The organism is Corynebacterium sp. TAE3-ERU12, assembly GCF_019209905.1.
Taxonomy (GTDB): Bacteria; Actinomycetota; Actinomycetes; order Mycobacteriales; family Mycobacteriaceae; genus Corynebacterium.
Window position 1 is genome coordinate 187,698 of sequence record NZ_JAHUTM010000001.1, and the last position, 23,893, is coordinate 211,590.

A 23,893-nucleotide genomic window follows, 5' to 3' on the forward strand; every position below is an offset into this window, starting at 1 on the left:
GACTACCTCCGTCCTCGGGTGAGCACACGAGCCAACCCCACGGTAGAAAGAACACCCAGCAGGCCAGCGAGCATCGCAATATCGAATCGCACCGCGGTTACACGCATCAAGGCCGAGGTAAGGAAAACACCCACCATTGCGAACAAGACAGCGTCAGCCATCACTGCGCGGGAGACGTTCTCGCGTGCTCGTGACGCAGCAGCCGCGGCCATAATGAAAGCCGCGCTGCAAATAACGACACCAGCAATCGCCACCACGTGCACTACTTGCGGCTGTAAGAATGTGTGCATTATTTCGTGCCCTCATCTCCAGCAGAATCGGCAGATTCCACCGTGTCGCGGGATGAACTCGTTTCGTACTGAGTTCCGGTAACAGCGGCAGAATCCGGGTAACGATCCGCGTCGTAGTCCTCAATAACAGTGACCTCAGGCCACGGCTCATCGCGAAGCGCAGGTACTAACCGCTGCTCCATTTCATAAAAATCAGAACGCAATGCGGCCACGTCGGCGCCGAAGATGCAATGCACCAACAGTTGCCGTCGGCCTTCTGGCAGTTCCCTAATCCCACACACCAACGTGCCCGGGGTCATCGTGATGGAACCAGTCAGCAAGACAATATTGACGTCGTCGGTAATTCGCAGCGGCACCGAAAGCAGTACCGGTTGCTGCTTTGGATTAGCACGGAAATTGTCAAGAATTACTTCAGTAGCTGCAGCAATCACCTGGCCCACCAGCCAGGCCGCATACACAGTCAGATGTAGCGCTCGCTTCACTGGGTACCTCCGGGATTCATTCCAATAATGTCAGCTGGGTTACCAAGTGCCGCTCCGGCATAACCAGGGATATCCAACAGCGCGTCGGCAGCAGCCCCAGTAGCTTGGGAAACCCAGCCCACACCGATAAATAGGGCCACGCTCACGCACGCCAGCATCGCCGACGGGGCAACCATGGCACCGGGAACACGCAGATCCGAAGCGACACCCTGCATGGGACGACCCCAGAACACAGCCCGCCACAACCGAGCCATCGACAGCAACGCGCCCAAACTGGCCAGGACGATAGCCGAAATAGCAAGGGCAGAACGCAGCCCATCACCCTGCGCGGCAGTGAACAACACAGCGACCTTGCCCCACATGCCCGAGAAAGGCGGGAAGCCAATAAGCGAAAGGCTCATCGCCGCCATCACCCAAGCAACCAGCTGGTCACGTCGGGCAAGCCCAGACAACCGGGTCAACGTACCGGTGCCGTAGGTTTCCTCCACCGCACCAGAAGCCAGAATCAACGAACCCACAGTGACCATATGGTGCACCGCGTAGAGCACACCGGCAGCCAGTGCGGCGCGAGGATCGCCGTCGGTAAAGGCCAGCACAATCAGGATGAAGGGCATGCCATTGACCATCTGGTAAGCCAGAATCTCGCGCATCGTGCGCTCAGCCATACCGGCGTAGGCACCCACCATCATCGAGGCCACCATCACCAACAAAATCGGCCAATGCCACGCCGGATTAAGGTCCACAATGACCACATAGATCCGCATCAGCATGTACACCGCAACCTTGGTGTGCACCGCAGAGAACAAGCCCATGACCGCCGGAGAAGTATTGGGGTACGTGCGCGGCAACCACGTATGCGCCGGCACCAAACCAGCCTTGACACACAGCGCCAACACAACCAGGCCCAACGCCACCGCGCCGGCACCGCCACCACTGGCAACACCAGCCAACTGGGCGATATTCACCGTCCCGGTCACGCCATAAATCAGGGCCACACCCACCAACAACACCGTCGAGGTCAGTAGGTTCACCAGCACGAAAGAGCGGCCGGCAGCAAGGCGACGCCACGTGCCCGATACGGCAATAAGGCCGTAGGAAGGCAGCAGCATCACCTCCATGAACACGAAGAAGTTGAACAGGTCCGCAGTAAGCAACGCACCAGCAGCGCCGGCGAGCATCATGAGGGTCAGCGACGCGAAAAACCGCGACGAATTCTCACCCACGGTCTGGGCGAACCAATTAGCGGTGGTGACCACCACGCCAACCGCCGCGAGCATCAACATGCTCATCGCATCGGCGACGAAGGGAATTGCCACACCACCGGGGAAATTACCCACACTGTGGCCGACCGGGCCATTGACCATCGTGTAACCCAACAGGGCAAAAGCGCAGGCTGCTACCGCAGCCGGGGTCAACATCGACAGGCCCGCACGCACCACCGGTGGGCGCACCACCGCAGCAACAGCAGCCAGCGCCAACGGCAGCGCCACAAAAAGCGGCAACAGGGCAGAGATCGTGGATTCGGCCATCACAGCTCGCCTTCCTCGGCATGGTTGGTGGCTTCGTCAGTAGCAGAATGCATCCGGCCCTGGGTCAGCCCTTCATCAGGGTTTCGCTTACCGGCGCGACGCCCCGCAGTCGACAGCAAAGAATTCGCATCATGATCCTCAACCACCCGGGTGTCATCATCACGGCCCAAGCCCGCCAAAGCCAGCATGTAGCCAGTGACCGCCATCGTGATCACAATCGCGGTGAGCACAAAAGCCTGGGGCAGCGGATCAGCAGCAGCATTCGGGCTGCTTTCTCCCATTAGCGGTTCGGCGCGCCAGGCGCCGACACCGGCGGCCAAGATCACCAAGTTCGCGGCGTGGGAAATAAACGTTATGCCAATAATGAGACGCACCATGCCGCGCTGCAGCACCAAATAAGCGCCAGCGCCAGCAAGGACAGCAGCAATCAAAGCAATAATCATCACGCATCGTCCTCCTGGGAGTGCGGCGCAGCAGGCCGACGCGAACCCTTGCCGGCCCGCGAGCTAAGGCTCGCCGCGAACAGTTCCTCATCGCCCTCATCACCATCGGGCAGGGCCACATCATGGGGGAGCGTGCCCCGAGTACCCACCTGCATCGGCGGGCGGTTGATACCGGTGCGCTGCTCCGTGTCGCGGCCCAAGTCGCCGTGAGGTTTCTCCGAACCAGGCCGGGTAGGCCCACCCAAGAAGTTCAATGCCGTAGCCACAATGCCCAATACCGCCAGGTACACACCGACGTCGAAGATAAGGGCAGTAGTGACGTGCTGATGCAGCAGGTGGCCATGCAGCGGCGCTAGGAAAGAGCCCTTAGCGAAACCGAGGAAACCAGTACCAATAGCAATCAGAACACCACCAGCAGACAGCAAGTACGGGGTCTCGTGGCGGAACAAATCCCGGTCATCAGGCTGCGCCAAGTACTTCATCATCAACGCAGACGCGCCCAACAGGGCGGCGTTGAAGCCACCACCGGGTTCATTGCCGCCGCGCCACAGCACAATCACGGAAATGGCGAATAAGAACGGCACCATCCACTTCACCAACATCTGCATCGGCAAAGCGTTGAGCACACGCTCCGGTAGCTCACCAGGCATCGCCGGGTCATGCGGCCAGCGGGGAATAGACGCAACCACCGCGGCCATCGCCACACCAGCCATGCCCAGCACCGCCAACTCGCCCATGGTGTCGAATGCACGGAACTCCACCAAAATGGTGTTGACCACATTGCCTTCATTGGTGATCTTCGGGCCCTGCTCCAAGTACCACTGGGCAATCTCGGACTTACCGCGCCGACCCGTCAGGGCCCACACCGCACCAAAGGTTGCCGCGCCCACCGCCAGTGCCACCAGCGCCGCACCTGCACGGCGGGCCGCAGTGGTCTCGGTAAAGGCACGCGGCTGGTGGCGCAGCACCAGCATCATCAACACAACGGTGAGGATCTCCACCATGAACTGCGTCATCGCCACATCCGGGGCGCCCAACATGATCACCTGCAGCGTCACGCCAGTACCCGTGACCCCCAACAGCACAGCGGCCTGCAGCCGGTTGCGAGCCTGCACCGTCGCCAAGGCACCAATGATGACCACGGCCAACGGAATGAGGTCCGAGAGCTGATCGATGCCTTCGACCTTCGCGGCCAAGGGGCGCCCGCCCACACCCGGGGCCACCGCAACAGCGGCGGCATAGGTGCCCAGCAGCACCAACAGCGGCGCCAAATGGCGGCTCGGAGCATGTGACATCGCAGGGCGGGCCAGCACCGTACCGACCCGACGGGCAGCATTTACACCAGCGGCAATGGCCTGCACACCAGTAAACGGAACCAGCTTGCGCTCCAATACCACCTGGTAGACGCCACGGCGGGCAATGATGAGCACCATGCCGGCGATAAGCACCGCAACCGAAATCAGCAGCGGCACAGTCACCCCATGCCACAGGGCCAAATGCGTCTGCGCCCAGTTGCCACCAAGCACAGCCTGCGACACCTCATCCAAAGGCTTATCCAGCCAGCCCGCGAAGAAAACAATCGGCAAGGACAACACACCGGGCAATGCGGCCGGAATCAACAGGGAAGCGGGGGCCTCGCGCACATCCGAAACATCACGCGGGCCGTCGACGAACACACCCAGCACCAGACGAGCCGAATACGTAAACGTCGCCAGCGCACCCACACCAGCAGCCAGCAGCAACACAATCACACCAGCCCCGCTCAGCGGAGCCTCAGTGAACGCCTCAAGCATGCCTTCCTTCGACATGAAGCCAAACGTCGGCGGCACCGCAGCCATCGAGGCCGCACCGATGACCATGGCACCAAAAGTCCACGGCATCCGGCGCCACAGCGGGCCAAGACGACGCATATCGCGGGTACCGGCCTGGTGATCCACCACACCAGCCAGCATGAACAACGAGGACTTGAACATCGCGTGGGCCAAGGTGTGCACCACCGCAGCCATGATGGCGAAGTGGGTGCCCACACCAATGGTCGCCACAATCCAGCCAAGCTGAGACACCGTCGAATACGCAGTAAGGCGCTTAATATCGGTCTGCTGGATAGCGAACACCGCAGTAGCTACCGCAGTGCCCATGCCCACCACAATGAGCGTGACCTGCCAGGCCGGAACAGCATGGAAAGCCGTCGAAAACCGCAGCAACAGGTAAATACCGGCCTTCACCACCGCAGCGGCGTGCAGGAATGCAGACACCGGGGTGGCCGCAGCCATCGCCTCAGGCAACCACGGATGGAACGGGAACTGAGCCGCCTTCGAGAACGCAGCGAAGGCAATAAGCACACCAACCAGCGCAGCGAACAGTGGCTTGTCATCCCACACCGTCGACGACAACATCGCCGTAAGGTCCGTCGTACCAGTAGCCCACACGGCAAGGCCCAGGCCCGCCAGCAGCAACAAACCACCAGTGAAGGTGAGCAGCAAAGTGCGCATCGCGCCGTCCTCGCCGCCCGAACCCGAACGGGCAATGAGCATGAACGAGGCAAGACTGACCAGCTCCCAGGCAATAAAGAGCAAGACCACATCGTCGGCAAGCACCAACAGCAGCACCGCCAACATGAAGCCGGTCATGAGGACATAAAAACTCATGATGCCGTCACCCTCATGCAGGTACGACACTGAGTAGATGAACACCACAGAACCAATGACCAGCGCCAACATCGCAAAAACGAAGGACAACGGGTCAAGCTGCAACGAGAAATCGGCGCTCATACCACCAGGCAGCACATCAGCTGCCCACGTTGCGTGCCAGGTAACCGGCACACCGCCGAAAACATCCGGAGCTAGGCGGCCTAACTGCCAAGCCGCTGTGGCAAACAGTGCCACCAACGGCCAACCAGCGTGGCGACCAAGCAGCCGAACCGCACCGGGAGTGACCGCCAGTGCGACGGCAACCAGTACTGGGACACTAATAAGAGTCACGGCTGGGTCGCTTTCCAAAATCGCGGGCGGGAACAAACCACCAGCCGGGATGCTGGCGGGCACCGCAACGCAGCAGAACGCGGCGCGCGGATGAGGCAAAAGCCTCACAAGTCTTAGCTTTTATATTAGCAATTGTGATTGTTTGCTCAGCGCCTCACCAGCTCAGCCCCAGCTCAGCACCGGTCAGCACCGGCGAGGCACCCATCAGCAAACAACATTTCCATTTAGGCTGATAACCATGTCCGCGCCCACAGCTCAGCACCCCGACACCCCACCACACAGACGCGGCGCCGCCCGCGTCGGACTCATCGCCGCAGCCGTGCTACCCCTCATCATCGCCGCGGTCTGTGCCGCTGCGGGAATCGGCGCGCTACGGCCACCAACAGCTACGCCCGAACCGAATAATGAGACACCGGCGACCAACGAGACCACAGTCGCGCTCCACGAACTCAATCAGGCACTCGGCCGAGCCAAAGTCGGCGCCGCATTCCTCAACACCGGCCTGGACAAAGCCGGCGGCGGCATAACCGAACTCAGTGACGGCTCCACCGAACTCGCCAGCGGCATGAAAGAAATCCAAGCCGGCACAGGCCAACTAGGCGCAGGCGCCAACCAGCTCGCCGACGGAGTGGAAACCGCCACCGGAGGGCTCTCCCTGGCAGCCGTGGCCGCAGGACAAGTCAAGGTCGCTGCACAACGAGCCCGGGAATCACTGGCCGCCTCCGATGACCCCAACGCAGAAGCCGCCATCGCCGATATCGAATCGCTGGAACGTCAACTCGACGTCGCCGACTTCGAAGCCATGGACACCGAACTAGGCAAAGTGCGCAATGGTGCCCGGGAAATCACCAACCAAGTCAACGGGCCTTATTCCGCAGGAGTGCAACAGGCCACCGAAGGCTCCGGCCAGCTCGCCAACGGACTCACCGAGCTGGAAAAGGGACATAAGGAAATCCGGGACAAAGCCACCGCACTCAGCGCCGATATCGCAGCCGCCCAGCAGGCACTCAGCCAGACCAACGCCACCCCGGACTCAGCCACCGCGCCGACTGATACCACCGACACCCCCGGCACCACCTTCACTCCCGGTATCGCCGCCATGGCATCCCTGCTGGCGGTGCTGCTCCTAGCCGCAGTAGCCGGGTGGACCCTATGGGGGCGCGGGGCAACCACTGCCGACCGTGTGGGAAACACCGTGCTGGGCGTGCTGGGCATTTCCGCTGTCGGTATTGCAGCACTTGCCGCAGTACTAACCACAACAACTGCCTCCCAGATGGCCGCAGTCGCCCTCATCATGCTCACCGCCGCAGCCAGTACCGCACTGCTCACCGCCGCCCTACGCGCCATCGCAGGCCCCGCCGCCCCGGTTATTGTGATGGCCGGCATTATCGGCCAAGCCGCAGTGGTGGGCTACGCCTGGCGCCTTGCCGCCACCGATGCCGGCTCGACCGCCTGGAGCGCGGCGGCGGCTCTGCTGCCCGCACACCACCAGGCAGCAGCAATGAACGCAGTACTGACCGGCGCAGCCGCCGACCACTGGGCCTGGCCGCTTGGAGTCCTCGTGGCCGTTGCCGGGTGCAGTGCCGCCGGGATTGTCATGACCGGACGCAACCGCAGCGCACAGGACGCCTCCGCGCACCGCTATGACGATGAGGCCGACACCGAAGAATTCGAGCCAAGCACCTAGCAGCGGCTATCGCAGCCCCGGGCGCGGGTGCTGTCCAGGCACACAAAAATGTCCTCGCAAGAATCTTGCGAGGACATTTTTGTACTGGTCGGGGTAGCGGGATTTGAACCCACGGCCTCTTCGTCCCGAACGAAGCGCGCTACCAAGCTGCGCCATACCCCGGTAAAAGCAACGAGGAACACATTAACCCCGGTATCGCCCAAACGCCAAAACCGCAGGCTGTATCGCACGTTTTCATGCACACAGTAGCGCCGATGTGCCGCTGATAGCTCCTGTGCGACGTAGTCTGAACATCATGAGCGAACTTAAAGACACCATCGTTTCGGATATGAAGACCGCCATGAAGGCACGCGATAAGGAAACCTTGTCCGCGCTGCGCATGCTCAAAGCCGCCATCCAGACCGAAGAGGTCTCCGGCGCCAAGCATGAACTCACCGACGCCGATGTGCTGCGCGTCATCGAGCGGGAAGTGAAAAAGCGCCGCGAGTCAGCGGACACCTACCGCGACGCCGGCCGCGCCGAACTCGCCGAGAAAGAAGAAGCAGAAGCCGAGGTTTTCGCCCGCTACCAGCCGGCCCAGCTTGACGACGCTGAACTCAGCGAACTCGTCGACAACGCCGTGACCGAAGTCTGCGGCGACGAACCAGCGATGGCGAAAATGGGCCAGGTCATGTCTCTGGCGAAAGACCGCGCAGCAGGCCGCGCCGACGGCCGCCGCCTCTCCGAGGCAGTTCGGGCGCGCCTGCAGCAGTAGCTAGTCGCAGAACAGGCAGAACTACTCGCCGTCGTTATCGCTCCGCGGCAGCGGGATCTCGCCGAAACCGGGAATATCGATACTTTCGGGCAGGTCCTCGAAAGCATCGACCGGCTCCGGCTCGGGGGCCGGCGGGTCAGTGCCATCAGAGACCGCAATGACCACCGTGCCGCCGCGAATCACCGACTCACGGTTGGCGATATCGTGCACCTCGCCGCGGGGGCGGCCAGTCTCAGACACCCAGGTGCGACGCACCGTAAACCCGGCATCCTCCAGGATCTCGGTGGCGTCATCCTCATCGAGGCCCACCACGTCGGGAATGCCAGCAGTGTTGGACTTATAGTCATCATTCATCTCGAGCAAACCCGGGCCGCCGAAATCACCGATGATGGGCTTAATGCCGGCGAACCAGGTGCGTGCCGGCTCCTTGCCGCCAAACAGGTCCCCCTTTGCGCACTGGCGCAGCGGGGAACTGCACAGCTCCCGGGTAGTGGTGGAATCGTTGTACACGTACGTCGAGGCAGCAAGCCCCTTGGTAAAGCCCAGGAAGGCGGCGGACTGGTGCGATTCGGTAGTGCCGGTCTTTGCCGCCAGCCCACCGGACCAGCCCGCATTTTCCGCCGCGTCTTTCGCAGTGCCGTCGGTGACGTCCTTGCTCAAAGCCTGGGCGACAGCCCGCGCTACGTCTTTATCAACCGCGTCCTCACAGTCAGGCACATCCAACGGCACCGGATCGCCGTCTTTAGTGGTGATGGCGTCGATGGGGTTGGGTTCACACCAGCGCCCATCGGAGGCCAAGGTGGCGCCGACATTGGCTAACTCCAAGGCGCGAACCGGGGTGGGACCCAGCACGAAAGAACCCAGCTGATTGTCGCGCACATAGTCAGCGATACTGGATTCGCCGTCGAAAGTGCCGGGGTCAGTGTAGGAACGCAAGCCCAGTCGCACTGCGGCATCAACAACAGCGGGCACCCCAACTTTTTCCGCCAGGATCACAAAAGCAGTATTGGGGGACTGGGCCAAGGCGTCGGTAAGCGTCATTTTCGACTTATAGCTACCGGTGTTTTCCACACAGTATTTCCCCGGCGGGCAGTTGTCCGCTCCACCTTCACCCAGACCGGAGGCCTCATAGCGCTTCGGCACGTCCAGGGTTGCCTCAATGCCCATGCCGCGCTCAACGGCAGCGGTAGCGGCGAAAATCTTATGGACCGAACCAGCACCATTGCCAAGCATCGCCCACGGCTGCGGCTGCACGGTCTGTTTTTCCTCCATATTCAGCCCGTATGCGCGGGAAGAAGCCATCGCCAACACCCGACGTGAATCTTCGCCGGGCTCAATAACATTCATCACCTCGGCGACACCCTCAGCCCGTGGGTCCGCATTCGCGCGCACCGCATTCTGGATGGACTCCTGCACCCTGGGGTCCAAGGTGGTGCGCACCTGGTAGCCGCCCCGGGCGAGCTCCTGAGTATCCAGGCCATGCCGGTTGAGCCAATCGACCACATAATCACAGAAGAAACCACGGTCACCAGCGGTGATACACCCCTGCGGAATCCGGTTCGGCTCCGGCAACACCCCCAAAGGCTCATTGCTGGCCTGGTCGATCTGCTCCTGGGGCACCGCTCCGGTAGCCGCCATCGCGGCCAATACCGCATTGCGCCGGTCCAGCGCACCAGCCGGATTGGCATAAGGGTCCAGCCCGGAAGTCTGCTGCACCATGCCGGCCAATAACGCCGCCTGGGCGATAGAAAGCTCGGCGGCGGGAATCCCGAAGTAGGTCTGAGCTGCTGCTTCCACACCGAACGCGCCGTTGCCGAAAGGCACCAAATTGAGGTAGCCGGTAAGCACCTCATCCTTGGTCATGGTCTGCTCAAGGTCCTGGGCGATCCGGATCTCGCGCAGCTTACGGCCATAGTCAGTAGCCACCGCCTTGCGGCGCTCCGCATCGGTTTTAGCTTCGACGAGCAGCGCATGGTTCTTAATGAACTGCTGCTCGATGGTGGACGCACCCTGCTGGACCTCGCCGGAGCGCACATTGGTCACCAGTGCGCGGGCAGTGCCCTGCCAGTCCACGCCGGAGTGTTCCCAGAATCGGCGGTCCTCAATAGCCACGATCGCGTCCTTCATGGCTTGGGAGATCTGGGAACCGTCGACAGTTACTCGCCGCTGCTCATAGATCCAGGCCATCGGTTCGCCATTGACGTCGGTGATGGTGCTGATCTCAGGGGCGTCACCAGAGGTGAGGGAGCGGGAGGAGTCTTCGATGGCATCAAGGGTGCGCACCAGGGCGTGGCCACCTACGCCTACTGCCGGGAACAGCGCACTGGACATCAGTAGTCCGCCAAGCGCTGTGGCGACAATCAAGGTCACCAGGTGTCGTGCCGTATTCACGGGCTAAATCCTACTGGAGGCAACCTCAGGCTCAGTAGGGTGCGGTGATTTCTTCGCGGAAAAGCTGTAGTTGTCTATATCTAATCGGCGTGACGGATGCTGAAATTGCCCCCAAATGTGACCCATTAGACATGAATAAAAATGTGTGATTAGACTTACACGCAAAACAGAGACGGTGCAAAGAATCCTTTTCACTGTTATTGGCCACTGACCTGGCCGAAGCATCACGTGCGACTATCCCCACACCTCGGGGGTTACGGCACCTGTCCTGTTCGCTCCAGCCATGTACGCGGTACCCCAGGAGGACCGTCCGATGACCGCCACCCTCTCCCCACACGCAATGGGCTCCGGTGATCCCGACGAACTCGGTCCCGATAGCTTTCGAGACCGACAAGAGTGGATCACCCACGCAAAATGCCGGGACGTAGACCCCGACGAACTTTTCGTCCGCGGCGCCGCCCAGCGTCAAGCAGCTGTCATTTGTCGACACTGCCCCGTGGTACTGCAATGCCGCGCCGACGCCCTCGACAATGAAGTCGAATACGGCGTGTGGGGTGGCCTCACCGAACGCCAACGCCGCGCCCTGCTGCGCGAACACCCCGAAATCACCAGCTGGGCGGACTTCTACGCCGCCCAGACCGCACGCGCCCAAGGCGTGCACTAACCCACCCGCTAGCCGACCTCATCGGCAATAGCAGGCAACGCGGCGGCAGCTACATCACGCAGGTCATCGGTGCAGCCGATGCCGCCGCGCACCGCCGGCACAGTCGTGATCGGCAACTTCGGCAACCAGCGCCGAAACCGGCTCAGCTGCTTTTGTTCCGCCCGCGCCAGAACCACCCGAAAGCGGTGCACCGCAAGCAGCGCCGCCAACGCCTCATCGCCGCCATCAGCTGCAGAACCAGCGCTAGCGACATCAGCGTCGGCTAGCCCAGCAGCATCCACCAATGCCGGGCTCACCGGGTGCAGCCGGTTCACAATCGCCGCGCGCGGAGCAATACCCTGCGCAGTCAACGACTCCGACATCTCTCGAGCCTCCCGCAATGAATCCACCATCGGGGCCGTAACCACCACAAACTCGCCGCGCTCAGCCAAAGCCTGACGCATCCGACGAGAACGGGCCAACACATCATTGGCCACCGGGCTCACCACCCGCGCAAACTCCGCCGCACTGCGCAACACACCAGAACCCACAATGCGGCCCAATAACTCCACCCCGGCACCAACAACAGAGGTCGAACCCGTCAACACCCGCATCAATGGGTGCCCCAAAAGCCGCCCCATCCGCTCAGCACTATCCAAAAAATCCAGCGCATTCTGGGCCGGGGGAGTATCCACCACAATGACATCCCACTGCTGCGCATACAGCTCCGCCAACAAATCCATCGCCAGGTATTCCTGCAGGCCACCGAAACTCCGGGCCACCGTCTGCGCCACCGGATTATCAGCCAGCTCCGCAGCACCAGAACGGGCCATCAGCTGACGGAACCGCTGCTGCTGGTCCAACATCAACGCCGATAAATTCGCCACTCCCGGCACCGCAACAGGCTCCCCACCCAGCTCAGCAAGGCCTAAAGCCTGAGCCAACCGCTTAGCAGGATCAATAGTCAGCACCAAGGTGCGCGCACCCGACTGGGCCAAGCCCACAGCCAAACCCGCCGACACCGTGGTCTTACCCACCCCACCCGGGCCGACCAACACAATGACCCGCGCATCACCAGCAGCATTCATCGCTGACCTCCCAGGGGCCCAAGATCATCGACAAGGTCATATAAATCCTCCGTGGAGACACCGCCCGTCTTCGCCGGCAGATGCACCACCGGGCCAGACCACCCAGCATCCAGCGCCGCTAAAGCCACCCGCTCCTGTTCACTGCGGGCAGACACATCAGCAAGCTCATCGAATAAACCAGCCACCACCTCAGCACCCAACCGTGCACTAGCTGCCGCAGCGGCCGCTTCATGATGAGCCGCGGCATACCGGGCCGCGTCGCCCACAGCGTCGGAAAGCACCTGGTTGACCACAACATGACCCAAACGCAGGCCCATCCCGCCCAACTCAGCCACCGCCTCCAAGGTTTCCTCCACCGGCAACTGCTCGGCAAGAGTCACCAAATGCACCTGGGTGTACTCAGAACGCAAAAACCGGGCAGTATCCTGCGCCTGACGATGAATCGGGCCCGAGGTGGCAATATCAGTCAACGCCCGCGTCACATCCAAAAACCGGCCCACCCGGCCCGTCGGCGGGGCATCAACAACCACCGCGTCCCAACCGCCCGACTGCGCCTCGTGCACAACAAAACCCGACTGCAGCACATCCTTCAGACCAGGGGCAATAGACGTCGCAAAATCCGTCACCCCAAACCGACGGGCAGCAGCAACCGCCACCGCCGAGGCCACATTAGTCCGCAAATAGCCCTCCAGCACCGCCTCCGCCGGCTGAGCGCAACCCCACACAACGCCGCCGCCGTCGGCATGCGCAATCTGCTCCGGCTGCTCCGGCAACCCCGCAAGCCCCAGCGGCGCCACCGCCGGACGGCGACCCTCCACGTCGGCAAGCAAAACCCGACGCCCACCGGCAGCCAAGGCTAAAGCCAACGCAACCGACACCGTCGACTTACCCGCACCGCCCTTACCGGTGACCACATGGATCTCAGCCACGCCACCCGAACCGGCCCTAGACTCTCCCGCGTGTTCCACGCCACCACCGTAGCCGGGCCAGGGCAGGCCGCGCCGCGTTATCCTCGTCGACATGACTACTAAGTGGGAATACTCAACCGTTCCGCTGCTGACGCACGCAACCAAACAAATCCTCGACTCCTGGGGCATCGACGGCTGGGAACTCGTCTCCGTCCTGCCCGGCCCCACCGGCGAACAACACGTCGCCTACCTCAAGCGCCCCGTGCCCGAGGAAGGAGAATAAACATGAGCTGGACCGACCGACTCACCGAACTCGACATCACGCTGCCCAATGTCGCCGCCCCCGTGGCTGACTACGTGCCCGCAGTCGCCACCGGGGACCTGGTACACACCTCCGGGCAGTTGCCCTTCGTCAACGGCGAACTAGCTGTCACCGGCCGCGTCGGAGCCGACGTCGACCCCGAAACCGCCAAAGACCTCGCCCGCACCGCAGCGCTTAACGCCCTAGCGGCCATCGACTCTGTGGTGGGACTGGACGCAATCGACCAGATCGTCAAGGTCGTGGGTTTCGTCTCCTCCGCGCCGGGCTTCCAAGGCCAGCCGGGCGTCATCAACGGCGCATCCGAACTTTTCGGCGAGATTTTCGGCGAGGCCGGAAAGCACGCCCGGTCCGCCGTGGGGGTATCCGACCTGCCGCTCAATGCCCCGCTGGAAATAGAAGTTATCGCGCGGTTTAAGTAAGACACCCTGTTTGTCCGCCGCGGGGGCTTAGAATGGTGTTATGCAGCATCCCGCCTATAGCCAGTTGCGGCCGATTAGCGATTCCGTTGGCGTAGTCCTGTGCGCCAACCCCAGCTACACGGCGCTTGAAGGTACTAACTCCTACGTCATTCGCGCCGAGGGCGACCAACGCAGCATTGTTGTCGACCCCGGCCCGGAAGACGAAGGACACCTCAATGTGCTCCATTCCCAAGCCGGTGACGTCGCACTTATCCTCCTGACCCACCGACACCCCGACCATGCCGACGGCGCCCAGCGCTTCCGGCAAATCACCGGCGCACCAGTGCGCGCAGTCGATAAGGCCTACTGCAGTTCCGGGGAGGAACCGCTCACCGACGGCGAGCGCATCATCCTCGACGGCATTACCCCCCAGGTTGAGGTCGTGGCCACCCCCGGCCACACCTCCGACTCCGTGTGTTTCTTCGTGCACACCAGCGACGGCAGCGATGACGTCGAAGGCATCCTCACCGGCGGTTCCATCGCCGGCCGGCACACCACCACCATCAGCGAAACCGACGGTGACCTTGGTGAGTACATGGAATCGCTGCGCAAGCTCGACGCCCGCGGCAAGGGGGTGCGCCTGCTGCCCGGCCACGGTGAAGACCTGCCCGACATCACCGTGATGACCCAGAAATACATCGAGCGCCGCGAGCTACGCCTCCAGCAAGTCCGCGACGCAAAAGCCAAACTCGGTGCTGACGCAAGCGTCAACCAGATTGTCGACGAGATCTACACCGACGTAGACCCCGTCCTGCGCCACGCCGCCGAACAATCCACCCGAGTAGCGCTGCGCTACCTCGCCCAAAACGGCGAATAGGCCCGCTAGCGCACACCAGGCCGATAAGCCCACGGCACGCAGAACACCGGCGACCCCATTGCTATCGGGGTCGCCGGTGTTCTGCGTTTAGTGCGCGTTGACGGGGGCAAGCGCGGGGTTAGCGGGTGGCTAGCGGGCGCGCTTTGCCAACCGCTCAGCGTCGGTAATCAGCACCGACTTACCCTCAATCCGAATCCACTTACGATGCGCAAACTCGGCCAGGGCCTTATTAACGGTCTCCCGGGAGGCACCAACCAGCTGCGCGATCTCCTCCTGCGTCAGATCGTGGGTGACGCGCAGATTCGGGCCTTCCTGCTGGCCAAAGCGATTCGCCAGCCCCAATAGGGCCTTGGCGACACGGCCGGGCACGTCGGTGAAGATGAGATCTGCCAGGGCGTTATTGGTGCGGCGCAACCGTCGGGCAAGCATGCGCAATAACTGTGAAGAAATACCCGGGTGCGAATCGACCCAATTATTGAGCAACTCGGAGTTCATTGTTGCCGCGGTGACCTCAGTGACACAGATCGCCGAAGACGTACGAGCACCTGGGTCGAAGATAGACAGCTCGCCGAACATATCCGACGGGCCCATGATGGTCAGCAGGTTCTCCCGACCGTCCTGGGCGTGCCGGGCGAGCTTCACCTTGCCGTCAATAATGATGTAGAGCCGGTCACCAGGATCTCCCTCATTGAAAATCGTGGTGCCACGGGGGAAGCGCACAGTTTCCAGTTCACCGAGAAGGCTGGCGACCGCATCAGGGTCTACACCCTGGAACACACCTGCGCGAGACAGGATTTTGTGCACATCGTCCACTAGTACTGCTCCATTCTTGTTGTTGCATGCTCACTACATCACACTTGTGATGAGCAGCACCCTCACTGGAGTAATCGTACAGACGTCACCGGGCGCGCGCGTTAGATACGTCACTTTTCCCTTAGTTAGTCAGTTTGTGCTCACCCCAACCAATGTCCACCCGCCCGTTAGGATGTCCCACATGAGCGCGCCCGACCCCACCCCGAACCCTGCCCAGGCAGAAGTTCCGCAGCCGGTGGTGCCAACGGGCACACTGACATCGACCACCCGACGCAACCCCGGCGCACACCCAGCAGCAAAGGGAAAAGAAACCCACCTCGGTATGGTCCGCCGCGCCCGACGTATCAACCGCACCCTGGCAGCGGCCTACCCCGACGCGCACTGCGAACTGACCTTCCGCAACCCCTACGAGCTCACCGTCGCCACCGTGCTGTCTGCACAGTGCACCGATAAACGGGTCAATATGGTCACCCCTGAGCTTTTCCGACGCTGGCCCGACGCCCCCAGCCTCGCCAAAGCCGATATCCGGGAACTCGAAGAAGTCATCCGGTCCACCGGCTTTTACCGGGCCAAGGCCAATAACCTCATTGGGTTCGCCACCGCAGTAACCGAAAACCACGGCGGGCGCGTGCCGAATACCCTCGACGAACTGGTGAAACTATCCGGGGTAGGCCGCAAAACCGCCAATGTTGTGCTCGGAAATGCCTTCGGGGTGCCCGGCCTGACCGTCGATACGCATTTCGGTCGTCTTGTGCGCCGGCTTGGGCTGACCGAAAAGGAAGACCCTGTCCAGGTGGAGCGCGAGATGATGGAGATCATCGAAAAACCCCAGTGGACCTGGTTCTCGCACCGGCTCATCTGGCATGGCCGACGGATTTGTCACTCCCGCCGGGCCGCCTGCGGAGCCTGTTTCCTCGCCGCGGATTGCCCCTCCTTCGGGCTGGCTGGCCCCGCAGAGATCGATGCAGCCGCCAAGCTGGTGAAATCCGATGACCGTCAGCATCTTTTCGACCTCGCCGGTATCGCCGATGCCCTCGGCGAACCCACCACGACCACTGCGGAGGCCGCCTCATGAGTTCGCCAACCCCACAGCCCGCCCCGTACAGCGAGGACGAGGTATCCGGCCGCTGGTGGATCGCTGTTGCCGCCGTCGGCATTCTCGGCACCATCGTGCTGATCTGGTTTGCCCTATCCACTACCGGGGTTATCACCATCGGCCAGGACAGCCAGGGCGATAGCACCGACGCCCCGGCCATCGCCGATATTGAAGCCCGACCCGCCTGCCCCACCGGTGCGGACACCATCGCAGCCGGTGCTGCCAGCCCTAATAGCCCTCTGGTGGGGGTGAAAGTGCCATGCCTGGGCACTGACCAAGAACCCATCGACCTCGCCGAAGCACTGGCCGGTCAGCCAGCCATCATCACGTTCTGGGCGTGGAATTGCGTAGCCTGCCGCGAAGAGCTGCCCGTGCTCGAAGAGTGGTCGCGAGCCAATCCCGACATCACCGTGGTCGGGGTGCAACAAAGCACCTCACCGGCACGCGGGGCGGCCCTGCTGCGCGACCTCGGCGTCGGGCTGCCGTCCTACCAGGACAGTGCGGATGTCACCGGACCTGCACTCGGGCTGCCCCGAGTTCTGCCGGTCACCGTGATTATCAACGCCGACGCAACTGTCGCCGCCATCTTGCCCAGCGCTTTTACTTCAACTGCCGACGTTGATGCCGCCGTCGCCGAAGCCCTGGGGTAGCCATGAGCCGTTTTGACCGCGAGATCGACGCCACCGCCGCCCCGCCGTGGCTCGCCACCGCCCTGCGCACCGCTGATACCGATATGGAACAACTCCGCCAGCGGTCCTCCACCCTGCGCGAGCCGCTGCTCAAACCACGGTCCTCGGCTGTGCTGGTGCTGCTCTCCGGGGACCCCACCGCCACCGCGCGGCCCCAGGACGCCTCGGTGGTCATCACCCACCGCGCCCCTACACTGCGCAGCCATGCTGGCCAGATGGCCTTCCCCGGCGGCAAAGTTGACCCCGGTGACACCAACCTGGTGCACACCGCGCTGCGCGAAGCCGAAGAGGAAACCGGGCTGGACCCGGCAACGGTTAGCCCGCTGCATGTGCTCGACAGCATTGATATTTCCCGCACCGGATTTGCCGTGCACCCGGTGCTCGCGCACTGGCGGGCCCCGCACCCGCTGCGCGTGGTAGATCCCGCCGAAACTGACGCAGTACTCGACGTGCGGATAGATGACCTGCTCAACCCGGAAAACCGGCTCATGGTTGGTTTCGCCGGGTGGAGTGGGCCCGCGTTCAGGGTCGGCGAGTTTATCGTGTGGGGCTTTACTGGTGGCGTACTGTCCCATCTGTTTGCATTGGCCGGTTGGGCCCAGGACTGGGACGACAGCACTGTCCATGACCTGCGCGAAACCCTGGCCGCCTCGGCGAATCAGGAAGCATTCACGACGGAAGGGAAATTGCGATGAGCGGCTCGGCCATTGTTGATCTTGTCCTCGTCATCATCGCTTTTTTCAGCGCCATCAACGGCTGGCGGCAGGGCCTATTCTCCTCGGTGCTCGGCATCCTCGGCGTGGTGGCCGGCGCAATCATCGGCTTCAACCTGGCGCCGTCGGTCATGGAGTTCTTCGATGACCAGATGATCAAACTCAGCGTCGGCCTGGCCCTGATCGTGGTGCTGGTGATCGTCGGCAATGCCGTCGGCTCGGTAGCGGGCCAATCCCTGCGCAATATGCTGGTCTCCCCGCTGCTGGTGGGCGCGGACTCCGGGCTGGGAGCGGTATTGCAAACCATCACCGCCTTGGTCGTGTCCTGGATAGTGGCCATCCCGCTGGCCACCACCATCCCCGGTGAATTCGGCACCACCATCCGGGGCTCGAAGGTGCTCTCCACCGTCGATAATCTTGCGCCCGAGTCGCTTACCGACGTACCCGCCCAACTGGTGCGCCAACTCGACGTGGACAGCATGCGCGCCGCCGTCGCCCCCTTCCACTCCGGCAGCCGGGCAGATCCGACGCCCGCAGACCCCGCCGTCATCGACCAGGCGGTAGTAGACCGGGTGCGGCCCTCGGTGGTCACCGTCAATGGTGAAGCCCGGCAATGTGAACGGCTGCTGCAGGGCACCGGTTTCGTCGCAGCCCCGGACCTTATTGTCACCAACGCCCACGTGGTCGCCGGGGTGAATTCGGTCAGTATTGACAGTGTTTCCGGGCGTTTCGACGCCACTGTTGTCTACTTCGATCCTGAAGAGGACATTGCGGTGCTGCGCAGCCCCAACCTGCCGCTGCCAGTAATGCGGTGGGCCGAGCAGCCCGCCGATATCGGCTCCGGTGCGGTGGTGCTGGGCTTCCCCTTGGCTGGCCCGTTTACCGCCACCCCGGCGCGTATCGATGACCGCCTGACTATCCGGGGCCCCAATATCTACTCCGCGGGCCGTATTGAGCGGGAAGCCTACGTGCTGCGCTCAGATGTGCGTCGCGGTAATTCCGGCGGGCCCTTGATCACCCCGCAAGGCGATGTCATTGGTGTGGTCTTTGGTGCTGGTATTGATGTGGAGAACACCGGCTACGCTCTGACCAGTGCCGAAGCTCTGCGGCACCTACAGTTCGCGGAAAGCGCGGACACCCCCGTGAGCACCCGCGAGTGCGTCGAGCAATAACCCGGCACCTAAGGAGTCCCGCTATGCCCACAACCCGCCGCGAATTCGCCCCGGACTATTTCGGCGACCCGGACCTCGCCCCGGATAACACCATCGCCGAGGACTACTGGGACGGCCGTGCCGCCGGTTTCGCCGTCAGCCAGGACTGCGACGACGGAGTCCTCACCGACTCAGTGCTCACCCGCCTTAGTCGGCATATCGACGTCGCCGGGAAAACTGTCCTCGACGTCGGTGCTGGCACGGGCCGCTATGGGCTGCGGATGGCCGCCACGGCCAGAGAAATCACCTGCACCGATATCTCCACCAAAATGCTGGCTGAGGCCGCTGAGCGTGCCGCCCGCCGCGCCGTGAACCTACGCACCGTGCACGCCGACTGGCTCGGCGTGGACCTTGACGCCCAAGGCTGGGCCAACGCCTTCGACCTCGTATTCGCCTCCATGGTGCCGGTACTGCGCCAACCCGCTGCCGTCGACAAACTCACCGCCGCCAGCCGTGGCCTGGTGGCCATTAACCACCTGGCCCTCGACCAGGACGATATCGCGGACTTCGTGCGCCTCCAGCTCGGCATTCAGGACCAGACCGACGCGCATAACGACGCCTCATTCATCTCAGATGTGGTGCGCTACCTCTCCGGCAAGGGCGTGCCCTGCGTAGTGGAGGAACCTGAGGTCATCACCGAAAAACCCATGAACTTCGACAACCTCATCGCCCGATACTCGGGGCGTTTCGCCGAAGCCGCCAGGCAATACGGCACCACGCTTGCCGACGTTCTTGAGCCGCTGCACCAACGCCACGGCGACGCCATCCCGGTACGCCGCCACGTCCGGGCCGGGATCATCATCTGGGGCGCTGGCGACGCCTAAACACCCCGGTGCGGGCTAGCGGGTTTGTTCGGCGAAATCAGCCAAAGCCGCAGTCACCACGTCGGCACGCTCATACTGCGGAAAATGCCCACAATCGGCAATGATGAGTGGGGCCGGGTACTCCCCATCACCCAGGCAGCCATCCCGGCCAACCATCAGCTCTGCGCTGGCCTGCACCACCTCCGGCGGGGTCAACACATCATCCCGGCCACTAATCACCAACGCCGGGGCGGCACCACCGACATGGCGGGCCACATGCGAGTACTCCTGCAACCGCGCCAACCACTGCCGTCGGCCCCGCGACCACGGGTGCGATAACCAGCTGATATGGCTATGAGCTGGCCCATACGCGCCGGCAGCTAAAGCCGCCCGGTGCAGATCCCGCAACTGTTCCCACTGCGCAGAGCCGCGAAAATCAGGCCCGCACAGGTCGACCATAACGTCGGCAAGCTGGTACTTATCCTCCATAGATGAGGACCGGGGGCGAGTGAGCTGCCACATCAATGTCGCCGGCGGGCCCGTGCGACGCACCGCCACCGACCGCAGATTCCACAACAGCGGGTGCGGGGCGGACAACACCGCAATCGCCCGGGTCAGCCGGGGGTGCCGCGACGCCATCGTCCAGGCCAACACCCCACCCAGATCATGGCCGATCACAAGAGCATTGCTATGCCCCAGCGCACGGATCAGCCCCGCCATATCGTCGGCGGCAACATCAGCACGGTAGCCGGTGGGGGTGCGGTCCGAATTGCCCCAACCACGCAACGACGCCACAACGACGTGGAAACCACGATCGGCTAAGGGCTGCAACTGGGCCGAGAAGTCAAACCAACCACCGGTACAACCGTGCAGCAATAACACCATGGGATCACCAACCGCCCCGCACTCAGCGACATCGAACCGCTGGCCGCGGGAATGCACCTGGCGGTGCTGCCACGGGCCAACCGGCACCAAATCGTCGAGCTGCGGGGCGGGAGGCGTCCCGGAGGATTTCCGGGTCACTGTTTAGGTGTAAAGGCCGTCAGTGTCACCGGGGTTCGCGCCGCGCGCACCCTTATTCGGCACAACCTTCTTCAAATCCTGGACCGACTGGATGGTCTTTTCCGGCTTGCCGATCTTCTTGACCTTCTTCAGACCCAGCAAGGCGAAAACGCCAGCCAGGACCAGCATGACCACGAAGGTGATCAGGAAACCAGCCCACCAGGGCAGCCACACGGCGATCAGTGCGGACACAAAGAGGAAGAAGAAGAACGTGGAGTACAGCGCAATCACGCCGGCCACGGCGAAGAAACCGCCGCCCATGGCGCCCTTCTTAGCCTGCTGAGCAATCTCAGCCTTGGCCAACTCCACCTCGGAGCGAACCAGGGCCGACACCTGCTGGCTGGCGTTTTGTACCAGCGTGCCCAGGCTGGCGCTGCCGGTAGCGTTGGTATCGACATCCGAGAGCGGGATGCTGGAAACGCGCGGCGAGAGGTCCTCGTTTCCGTCCGTGTACAGGCCCTTCTTACCGTCGTCGCTCACGTGCGTCCTCCTGCATATTTTCGCTGGCACTGCTATGACTCTTGGGATAATACCGATAACCCGCCGATATGCCACGTTGATAGTCGTTTCAGGCGAGCCGAGTAGGAAAAAATCTTCCCAGAAACACTGCCCAGGAGGCCAGCGCAAACGCCCAGGGGCCTATCCTGTGGTGCCATGAGCGAAAACCCCGCAGGCAACCACGCAGCCCAGCCCGGCCCGAAAAAACCAGCCAGCCTGGGCATGCCAACTGGCCGCCCCGGCGGCGGGGGACTAGGTATGCCAGCGATGCCCAGCAGCCCACGCCCGGCAGCCCCTAAGCCCGCGCCGAAACCCGATCGGCCCGACCCGTTGGCGCCGCTGCTGGAACTCAAAGGCATCGAACGCGGAGTACACAACGCTGCTCAAGCCATCAGTGCGGTGCACCGCCACCGGGTCAACCTGCGTAAGTGGAATATCACCGGCTCCGAATCAGTGCTGCGCGGGGCGCGGGCATCGGCATGGCTCGACGGGGCCGACCCCACCATCCCAGACGACGGCATCGTCAACGACCCCGTGCTCGCCGCCGCCCTGCGGGTGGCCGAACTGCTGGCCCCCGACACCATCGGGGAGACCACCCGAACCTGGAAACGCGCCCCACTGCAGGTACTTGCCCGCATGGCTGCCCTGGCCAGCCCCACCGGGGCTAATGCCCACCCCGACGATGAGGCCGGACGGCCCGTCGGTGACGCACGACTGAGCGCCGCGATGAAAGAACAACGCCTGCATATTCTCAGTGACCTCATCACCGGCGGCACTGATGTGCCCGCTGCGGTGTTATCCGGTGTGGTCCACGGTGAGGTGCTGACCCTGGCGCCGTTCGCGCACAATAACGGCATCATCGCCCGCGCTGCCTCCCGGCTGGTGACCGTATCTAATGGCCTGGACCCGCGTGGCCTGGGCGTGCCTGAATCCCGCTGGTCCAAAAAGCGCACCAGCTATGTGGAAGCCTCCCGGCAATTCGCCGCCGGCACCGAAGAAGGTGTGCGCACCTGGATGCTGCTGCACCTGGAAGGCTTGGAGGCCGGTGCGGCAGAGGCGCGCTCTATTGCCGAGGCGGTCTAGAACACGCCCGACGGCACTTTCTGTGCCTGCTCAGCGCCGTAGGTAACGCAGTACCGCCACTGCCGCCGCGGCCAGCAAAGCCGCGCCGACGACACCGCCGGCGGCGAAACCCACCGCCTGCTGGGTAGAGGCGAATAGTGGCTCCGGGGTGAGGAACTCGCGGATCGGCCATTTGCGTTCTGCGGCGATCTTGCGCAGCGCCCGGTCCGGGTTGACCGCCACCGGGTGGCCCACAGCGGACAGCATTGGTTCATCGGTGGCCGAATCGGAGTAGGCGTAGCAGCGAGAAAGGTCGTAGCCGCGAGCGTCGGCAAGCTCGCGCACTGCGGTGGCCTTATGTGGGCCGCTGCAGAAGAACTGCACCTCCCCGGTATAGCGGCCGTCGGCCACAGCCAAGTCGGTGGCTATGACATCAGTGATGCCCAGGGTGGCGGCGATGGGTTCAACAACCTCGCGTGCCGACGCTGAGATCACCACCACGTCGTGGCCTAACCGCTGGTGGTGGGCGATGAGATTAATTGCCTCGGTGTAGACGTGCGGGGAGATGACCTCGTGGAGCGACTGCTCGGCGATGGCGCGCACATCAGCGGCCCGCCAGCCGGCGACCATGGACGCTAATTGGTCACGGGCGGCGGCCATCTGGTCTGAGTCGTGCCCGCCGGCGACGTACATGATGTGGCCGAAGGTCATATTGAGCACACCAGTAGTGGTCAGCAGGCCCGATTCCATGAACTGACGGGAAAAAGCATGCGCGGAACTGCGCGCGATGATCGTCTTGTCCAGGTCGAAAAACGCCGCTGTGGTGGTGTTGTGCACCACCGTTGTGCTGTGCGGGCGGCGCGTGGCGATGGGCAGCAGGTGGGCCGCGCTGCCGTCGCCGGGAAAAGTGCCTCCTCCAATCACCCTGTCGATCATAGCTACCTGTGGTGGTGGGGCGGGGGAATAAAAAATCCTTCTAGGGGTTGCGCGCCTGAAAGCGGCTTGTCATACTGAGTCTGGCTGGCCCCATTTGCGTGGCCGCCCCCGGCCAACCCCCCCCCGGCCGGGAAGACGTCTCGCCCATCCCCCCCCCCGGGCGAGGCGTCTTACCTATATCTAGGCCTTTTTCGGCCCCTGCTGGTGGGTTATCCAC

Annotated in this window: 24 protein-coding genes and 1 tRNA gene; 12 read left to right on the forward strand and 13 right to left on the reverse strand. The window is 62.9% G+C overall.

All coding sequences use genetic code 11. The features are described from left to right. Positions 1-2: 2 nt before the first annotated feature. The 5 genes from KRX51_RS00830 to KRX51_RS00850 are packed head-to-tail and all read right to left on the reverse strand — an operon-like array spanning position 3 to position 5,725. On the reverse strand, positions 3-290 hold the full coding sequence (locus KRX51_RS00830) for an MnhF protein (protein WP_218361074.1): 288 nt from the start codon (positions 288-290) through the stop codon (positions 3-5). After that, positions 290-772: a Na+/H+ antiporter subunit E gene (locus tag KRX51_RS00835; protein WP_218361075.1), complete on the reverse strand. Its 483-nt coding sequence runs from the start codon at positions 770-772 to the stop codon at positions 290-292. The genes KRX51_RS00830 and KRX51_RS00835 overlap by 1 nt, the downstream gene beginning before the upstream one ends. Beyond that, positions 769-2,286 carry a monovalent cation/H+ antiporter subunit D family protein gene (locus tag KRX51_RS00840; protein ID WP_370625040.1) on the reverse strand — a complete coding sequence of 506 codons (1,518 nt, stop codon included), beginning with the start codon at positions 2,284-2,286 and terminating at the stop codon, positions 769-771. The genes KRX51_RS00835 and KRX51_RS00840 overlap by 4 nt, the downstream gene beginning before the upstream one ends. A 14-nt stretch (positions 2,287-2,300) precedes the next feature. Beyond that, on the reverse strand, positions 2,301-2,744 hold the full coding sequence (locus KRX51_RS00845; protein WP_218362193.1) for a sodium:proton antiporter: 444 nt from the start codon (positions 2,742-2,744) through the stop codon (positions 2,301-2,303). Further along, positions 2,744-5,725: a DUF4040 family protein gene (locus tag KRX51_RS00850; RefSeq protein ID WP_370624951.1), complete on the reverse strand. Its 2,982-nt coding sequence runs from the start codon at positions 5,723-5,725 to the stop codon at positions 2,744-2,746. The genes KRX51_RS00845 and KRX51_RS00850 overlap by 1 nt, the downstream gene beginning before the upstream one ends. A gap of 238 nt (positions 5,726-5,963) precedes the next feature. On the opposite strand from KRX51_RS00850, the gene KRX51_RS00855 reads away from it, so the two are divergent. Beyond that, positions 5,964-7,412, forward strand: coding sequence for a hypothetical protein (locus KRX51_RS00855; protein ID WP_218361078.1), 1,449 nt, complete (start codon positions 5,964-5,966; stop codon positions 7,410-7,412). An 85-nt stretch (positions 7,413-7,497) separates the two neighbouring features. Here the strand turns inward: KRX51_RS00855 and KRX51_RS00860 are convergent. After that, positions 7,498-7,574: transfer RNA gene (locus KRX51_RS00860), tRNA-Pro, on the reverse strand. Positions 7,575-7,707: 133 nt separating this feature from the next. On the opposite strand from KRX51_RS00860, the gene KRX51_RS00865 reads away from it, so the two are divergent. Further along, entirely contained in the window at positions 7,708-8,166 is a 459-nt protein-coding gene (locus KRX51_RS00865) for a GatB/YqeY domain-containing protein (RefSeq protein WP_218361079.1), read from the forward strand. A 21-nt stretch (positions 8,167-8,187) separates the two neighbouring features. Here KRX51_RS00865 and KRX51_RS00870 read toward each other — a convergent pair whose 3' ends face one another. Next, positions 8,188-10,557: a transglycosylase domain-containing protein gene (locus KRX51_RS00870; RefSeq protein WP_370624952.1), complete on the reverse strand. Its 2,370-nt coding sequence runs from the start codon at positions 10,555-10,557 to the stop codon at positions 8,188-8,190. 313 nt (positions 10,558-10,870) lie between these two features. Between KRX51_RS00870 and KRX51_RS00875 the strand changes: the two genes are divergently transcribed. Further along, positions 10,871-11,221, forward strand: a complete 351-nt coding sequence (locus KRX51_RS00875) for a WhiB family transcriptional regulator (protein WP_218361080.1) — start codon at positions 10,871-10,873, stop codon at positions 11,219-11,221. Positions 11,222-11,229: 8 nt separating this feature from the next. On the opposite strand, the gene KRX51_RS00880 is transcribed toward KRX51_RS00875, so the two are convergent. Together KRX51_RS00880 and KRX51_RS00885 are read right to left on the reverse strand one after the other, a co-directional pair. Continuing rightward, positions 11,230-12,288 (reverse strand): ArsA-related P-loop ATPase, encoded by a 1,059-nt coding sequence (locus tag KRX51_RS00880; protein ID WP_218361081.1) that lies wholly within the window; start codon positions 12,286-12,288, stop codon positions 11,230-11,232. After that, complete coding sequence (locus tag KRX51_RS00885) at positions 12,285-13,217, reverse strand: ArsA-related P-loop ATPase (protein ID WP_370624953.1); 933 nt, start codon at positions 13,215-13,217, stop codon at positions 12,285-12,287. Before KRX51_RS00885 ends, KRX51_RS00880 begins: the two co-directional genes overlap by 4 nt. Before the next feature lie 91 nt (positions 13,218-13,308). Here KRX51_RS00885 and KRX51_RS00890 point away from each other — a divergent pair, with 91 nt between their 5' ends. Genes KRX51_RS00890 through KRX51_RS00900 form a run of 3 tightly spaced genes read left to right on the forward strand, consistent with a single transcriptional unit; the run spans position 13,309 to position 14,793 of the window. Beyond that, complete coding sequence (locus KRX51_RS00890) at positions 13,309-13,479, forward strand: DUF4177 domain-containing protein (protein ID WP_218361083.1); 171 nt, start codon at positions 13,309-13,311, stop codon at positions 13,477-13,479. Positions 13,480-13,481: 2 nt separating this feature from the next. After that, the gene (locus tag KRX51_RS00895; protein ID WP_218361084.1) at positions 13,482-13,937 is read left to right on the forward strand and encodes a RidA family protein; all 456 of its coding nucleotides are present in this window, start codon (positions 13,482-13,484) and stop codon (positions 13,935-13,937) included. 40 nt (positions 13,938-13,977) lie between these two features. Further along, positions 13,978-14,793: an MBL fold metallo-hydrolase gene (locus KRX51_RS00900; protein ID WP_218361085.1), complete on the forward strand. Its 816-nt coding sequence runs from the start codon at positions 13,978-13,980 to the stop codon at positions 14,791-14,793. Positions 14,794-14,922: 129 nt separating this feature from the next. On the opposite strand, the gene KRX51_RS00905 is transcribed toward KRX51_RS00900, so the two are convergent. Then, a complete protein-coding gene (locus KRX51_RS00905; RefSeq protein WP_370624956.1) occupies positions 14,923-15,606 on the reverse strand; it encodes a Crp/Fnr family transcriptional regulator in 684 nt (227 codons plus the stop codon). A gap of 322 nt (positions 15,607-15,928) precedes the next feature. Here KRX51_RS00905 and nth point away from each other — a divergent pair, with 322 nt between their 5' ends. The 5 genes from nth to KRX51_RS00930 are packed head-to-tail and all read left to right on the forward strand — an operon-like array spanning position 15,929 to position 20,139. Beyond that, on the forward strand, positions 15,929-16,681 hold the full coding sequence (gene nth / locus KRX51_RS00910) for an endonuclease III (RefSeq protein ID WP_255549410.1): 753 nt from the start codon (positions 15,929-15,931) through the stop codon (positions 16,679-16,681). Beyond that, the gene (locus KRX51_RS00915) at positions 16,678-17,352 is read left to right on the forward strand and encodes a TlpA disulfide reductase family protein (RefSeq protein WP_218361087.1); all 675 of its coding nucleotides are present in this window, start codon (positions 16,678-16,680) and stop codon (positions 17,350-17,352) included. The genes nth and KRX51_RS00915 overlap by 4 nt, the downstream gene beginning before the upstream one ends. Before the next feature lie 2 nt (positions 17,353-17,354). Next, entirely contained in the window at positions 17,355-18,086 is a 732-nt protein-coding gene (locus tag KRX51_RS00920) for a CoA pyrophosphatase (RefSeq protein ID WP_218361088.1), read from the forward strand. After that, positions 18,083-19,276 (forward strand): MarP family serine protease, encoded by a 1,194-nt coding sequence (locus tag KRX51_RS00925; RefSeq protein WP_218361089.1) that lies wholly within the window; start codon positions 18,083-18,085, stop codon positions 19,274-19,276. Before KRX51_RS00920 ends, KRX51_RS00925 begins: the two co-directional genes overlap by 4 nt. Positions 19,277-19,299: 23 nt before the next feature. Beyond that, positions 19,300-20,139: a class I SAM-dependent methyltransferase gene (locus KRX51_RS00930; protein WP_218361090.1), complete on the forward strand. Its 840-nt coding sequence runs from the start codon at positions 19,300-19,302 to the stop codon at positions 20,137-20,139. 15 nt (positions 20,140-20,154) lie between these two features. On the opposite strand, the gene KRX51_RS00935 is transcribed toward KRX51_RS00930, so the two are convergent. Then, complete coding sequence (locus tag KRX51_RS00935; RefSeq protein WP_218361091.1) at positions 20,155-21,141, reverse strand: alpha/beta fold hydrolase; 987 nt, start codon at positions 21,139-21,141, stop codon at positions 20,155-20,157. Between the two features lie 3 nt (positions 21,142-21,144). Continuing rightward, the gene (locus KRX51_RS00940) at positions 21,145-21,660 is read right to left on the reverse strand and encodes a phage holin family protein (protein ID WP_218361092.1); all 516 of its coding nucleotides are present in this window, start codon (positions 21,658-21,660) and stop codon (positions 21,145-21,147) included. Positions 21,661-21,834: 174 nt separating this feature from the next. Between KRX51_RS00940 and KRX51_RS00945 the strand changes: the two genes are divergently transcribed. After that, entirely contained in the window at positions 21,835-22,761 is a 927-nt protein-coding gene (locus KRX51_RS00945; protein WP_370624957.1) for a hypothetical protein, read from the forward strand. Positions 22,762-22,791: 30 nt separating this feature from the next. Here the strand turns inward: KRX51_RS00945 and KRX51_RS00950 are convergent, their stop codons facing one another. Beyond that, a complete protein-coding gene (locus KRX51_RS00950; protein ID WP_218361093.1) occupies positions 22,792-23,664 on the reverse strand; it encodes an HAD family hydrolase in 873 nt (290 codons plus the stop codon). Positions 23,665-23,893 lie beyond the last annotated feature (229 nt).

Bases quoted from the DNA above. Each gene is read 5' to 3' on its own strand.
- KRX51_RS00845 (WP_218362193.1), bottom strand. From the start codon at position 2,744: ATGATTATTGCTTTGATTGCTGCTGTCCTTGCTGGCGCTGGCGCTTAT.
- KRX51_RS00945 (WP_370624957.1), top strand. From the start codon at position 21,835: ATGAGCGAAAACCCCGCAGGCAACCACGCAGCCCAGCCCGGCCCGAAA.
- nth (WP_255549410.1), top strand. From the start codon at position 15,929: ATGGTCCGCCGCGCCCGACGTATCAACCGCACCCTGGCAGCGGCCTAC.
- KRX51_RS00855 (WP_218361078.1), top strand. From the start codon at position 5,964: ATGTCCGCGCCCACAGCTCAGCACCCCGACACCCCACCACACAGACGC.
- KRX51_RS00890 (WP_218361083.1), top strand. From the start codon at position 13,309: ATGACTACTAAGTGGGAATACTCAACCGTTCCGCTGCTGACGCACGCA.
- KRX51_RS00865 (WP_218361079.1), top strand. From the start codon at position 7,708: ATGAGCGAACTTAAAGACACCATCGTTTCGGATATGAAGACCGCCATG.
- KRX51_RS00895 (WP_218361084.1), top strand. From the start codon at position 13,482: ATGAGCTGGACCGACCGACTCACCGAACTCGACATCACGCTGCCCAAT.
- KRX51_RS00920 (WP_218361088.1), top strand. From the start codon at position 17,355: ATGAGCCGTTTTGACCGCGAGATCGACGCCACCGCCGCCCCGCCGTGG.
- KRX51_RS00830 (WP_218361074.1), bottom strand. From the start codon at position 290: ATGCACACATTCTTACAGCCGCAAGTAGTGCACGTGGTGGCGATTGCT.
- KRX51_RS00900 (WP_218361085.1), top strand. From the start codon at position 13,978: ATGCAGCATCCCGCCTATAGCCAGTTGCGGCCGATTAGCGATTCCGTT.
- KRX51_RS00880 (WP_218361081.1), bottom strand. From the start codon at position 12,288: ATGAATGCTGCTGGTGATGCGCGGGTCATTGTGTTGGTCGGCCCGGGT.
- KRX51_RS00930 (WP_218361090.1), top strand. From the start codon at position 19,300: ATGCCCACAACCCGCCGCGAATTCGCCCCGGACTATTTCGGCGACCCG.
- KRX51_RS00875 (WP_218361080.1), top strand. From the start codon at position 10,871: ATGACCGCCACCCTCTCCCCACACGCAATGGGCTCCGGTGATCCCGAC.
- KRX51_RS00925 (WP_218361089.1), top strand. From the start codon at position 18,083: ATGAGCGGCTCGGCCATTGTTGATCTTGTCCTCGTCATCATCGCTTTT.
- KRX51_RS00915 (WP_218361087.1), top strand. From the start codon at position 16,678: ATGAGTTCGCCAACCCCACAGCCCGCCCCGTACAGCGAGGACGAGGTA.